Origin of the sequence: Sphingomonas sp., from assembly GCF_042091075.1 — a bacterium.
Lineage (GTDB): Bacteria > Pseudomonadota > Alphaproteobacteria > Sphingomonadales > Sphingomonadaceae > Sphingomonas.
Genome location: NZ_JBELIE010000178.1, coordinates 1 through 2642 on the forward strand (window position 1 = coordinate 1; position 2642 = coordinate 2642).

Annotated in this window: 2 protein-coding genes and 2 pseudogenes; 1 reads left to right on the forward strand and 3 read right to left on the reverse strand. The window is 68.1% G+C overall.

The genetic code is table 11. The features are described from left to right. A pseudogene (locus ACFDSW_RS14385) lies at positions 1-493 on the forward strand (TonB-dependent receptor); the annotation flags it as partial. A 161-nt stretch (positions 494-654) separates the two neighbouring features. On the opposite strand, the gene ACFDSW_RS14390 reads toward ACFDSW_RS14385, so the two are convergent. From ACFDSW_RS14390 to ACFDSW_RS14400, 3 genes and pseudogenes are all read right to left on the reverse strand, one after another. Next, positions 655-1266 carry a response regulator transcription factor gene (locus tag ACFDSW_RS14390; RefSeq protein WP_315462104.1) on the reverse strand — a complete coding sequence of 204 codons (612 nt, stop codon included), beginning with the start codon at positions 1264-1266 and terminating at the stop codon, positions 655-657. Continuing rightward, positions 1263-2321 (reverse strand): sensor histidine kinase, encoded by a 1059-nt coding sequence (locus tag ACFDSW_RS14395; protein ID WP_315472079.1) that lies wholly within the window; start codon positions 2319-2321, stop codon positions 1263-1265. Before ACFDSW_RS14395 ends, ACFDSW_RS14390 begins: the two co-directional genes overlap by 4 nt. Positions 2322-2353: 32 nt before the next feature. Then, positions 2354-2642: pseudogene (locus tag ACFDSW_RS14400) on the reverse strand (hypothetical protein); the annotation flags it as partial.

The following is a 2642-nucleotide window of genomic DNA, read 5'->3' on the forward strand; positions in this document are numbered from 1 at the left end:
GAAGGCGTACGGCGCGGAACTGCTTGCCAATTACAAGCCGGCGTTCCTGCACGGCGCGGCCTACGTCAACGCCAACGTCACCTACAACCACGCGCAATTCCAGGACAATATCGTCGGGGCGGCGCGCACCTATCTGATCGCGGGCAAATATCTGCCCGACAGTGCGAAATGGGTCGTATCCGGGGGGCTTACGGTCGAACCGGCGCCGTGGTTCGTCGCCAATATCACCGGTAAATATACCAGCCGTCGCCAATCGACCTTTGAGAATACGCCGGGCTCGTCGCTGCCGGGCTTCACCGTCTTTTCGGCCTATGCCGACATCGGTGACGGCTTTTCGATCGGTCCGGTGCGGAACGCGCGCATCCGCGTCAACGTCGACAATCTATTCGACAAGGATGTGCTGTCCTACATTTCGCCGGCGCTTACCGGCGACGGCCTGTTCCGGCCGCTCAGCCCCCGCACCGTCCAGCTGACCTTATCCGTCGACATCTGATACGCGGCGCCGCGGCACGTGATGTGCCGCGGCGCTTCGACGACGTAGAGCGGGTGATCCTTCGGGCGCACCGATGCGAAACGCCACGTCAGCGGTTCCCTCATCCGCGCGAATGGCAGGCTACGGGACGTAGCGGATGCCTCGCGATGTCTGCCGCTGGGTCACAGCCACCCGTTCCGCCGCGCCGTGCGGCCCGCCTCGATGCGGTTCGCCGCGCCGAGTTTCCCTGCCGCGTCGGACAGGTAATTGCGCACGGTGCCTGGCGACAAACCGAGCCGATCGGCGATGTCCTTGTTCGAAAGCCCCTCTTCGGCAAGACGCAACGTATCGCGCTCGCGATCGGTGAGCGGATCGCGGCCGATCTCGCCGGCTGCTGCCGCAAGATCGGCGGGGATCGCGCGACCGCCGGCCACGACGGTGCGGATCGCAGCCGCCAGGTCGTCGACCGGTGCATCCTTCAGCAGATAGCCGCGCACCCCGGCGCTGCGTGCGCGGGCGAGATAGCCCGGCCGAGCGAAGGTCGTCACGATCACGACGGCGGTTCGCGACCGCTCGTCGGCCAGCCGCCTGGCAAGGTCGAGGCCGGTTTGACCGGGCATCTCGATGTCCGTCAGCAATATGTCTGGCGCGAGATCCCGCACCATCGCGAACGCCGCATCGCCGTCCGACGCGCGGCCGACGATCGCGAGGTCCGGCTCCAGCGACAGCAATGCGGCAATGGCGCCGAGCACGAGCGCCTGATCCTCGGCGATAACGATACGGATGGGGGTCATGCCGGCACGCTCGCTTCCAGACGGGTGCCGGTTTGGGCAGGGGCGAGATGCAAGGCACCGCCCGCGGCGACCAATCGCTGTCGCATGCCGGTCAACCCGTTGCCCTCGCGACCGGACAGGCCGACGCCATCGTCCTCGACTACCAAGCGGGCGTAACCGGGGTCGGCGATGATATGGATCGTGCAATGCCGGGCGCCAGCATGGCGGATAACATTGGTGACGGCCTCGCGCAGCGTCATCGCCAACACAGCACCCGCGTTGGCAGGGACGTTGGCGGCGTCGCCGGTCAGCGTCGGCCGTACGCCTGCCGTCCGCAAGGCGGCGATCGAGGCGGACGCTTCCTGCGCCAGGCCGCCACCCGCTTGCCCCGCCAGCGCCGCGCGGACATCGGCGAGGCCGGCGCGCGCGGCGGCAGCGATGGCTTCCACCTCCGCCCGCGTCGCATCTCTGTCCCGATCGAGCAGTCGGGCGGCCAGATCGGCCTTGAGCGCGACGAGCGTCAGCGTACGGCCGACGACATCGTGCAGATCGCGCGCGATCCGTTCGCGTTCGGCAGTGCCGGCAAGGCGGCGGACCTCCTCTTGGGTCGCGAGCAACGCCTGCGTACGGTCGTAAAAGGCTTCGCGCGAGATCGTTGCGCCGCCGGTCATGGCGACGAGCAGCGCGCCGGGCAGCCACCATAAGGTCGGCTGGCTCAGCGCGAGACCGGTCACCATCGTCACCACCGCGATCGCGGCGATGCCGAGGATTGCCACGGGTCGAGGACGGGCGTGCCCCATCGCCGACGCGGCGTAGATCGGGAACACGGTCCAACCGACCGGTAGGGCGGCGAGGGCGATGCCGATCGCGGTTATTACGGCACAGGCGCCAACGAGCTTAACGCCCTGCCAGCGATGCGATGCGACGTAGAGCGGCAGGAACGTCATGACCGCCAGCGCCGAGCTTATCAGCGTTGTCGCGTCCGGCCATTTCCATAGCCAGGGGAGAGGCAGGAAGACGAGATAGACGAGCCACGGCCACGGTCCGTCCCACCATCGCTGTGCCCTCGTACGCATCGCGCCACTGTCGAGGGTGTCAGCGTGTTCGGTCAAGCCGGGCTCCGCCGCCATCCGCTCCAGGCCCAGGCGATCCCTGCGGCCGTCATTGCGGTCACGGCCATCATATGCCCGGCGGGTGCGCCTAGCGTGTCGACCCCGACGATCGCCCGCGCAAGCTGGCCGAGATGGTAGGACGGCGTGATCTGGCCCAGCGTCCGCATCCAGCCGGGTAGCATGGCGGTCGGAATCCACAGGCCGCCCAGCACCGATCCGCCGAGGACCAAGGCGTTGGCCACCGCCACCGCGCTCGCGTCTCCGGTGAGGTCGACCCAGCACGCC

Coding starts and splice junctions, on each gene's coding strand:
- ACFDSW_RS14390 (WP_315462104.1), bottom strand. CDS start 1,266: ATGACCCCCATCCGTATCGTTATCGCCGAGGATCAGGCGCTCGTGCTC.
- ACFDSW_RS14395 (WP_315472079.1), bottom strand. CDS start 2,321: ATGCGTACGAGGGCACAGCGATGGTGGGACGGACCGTGGCCGTGGCTC.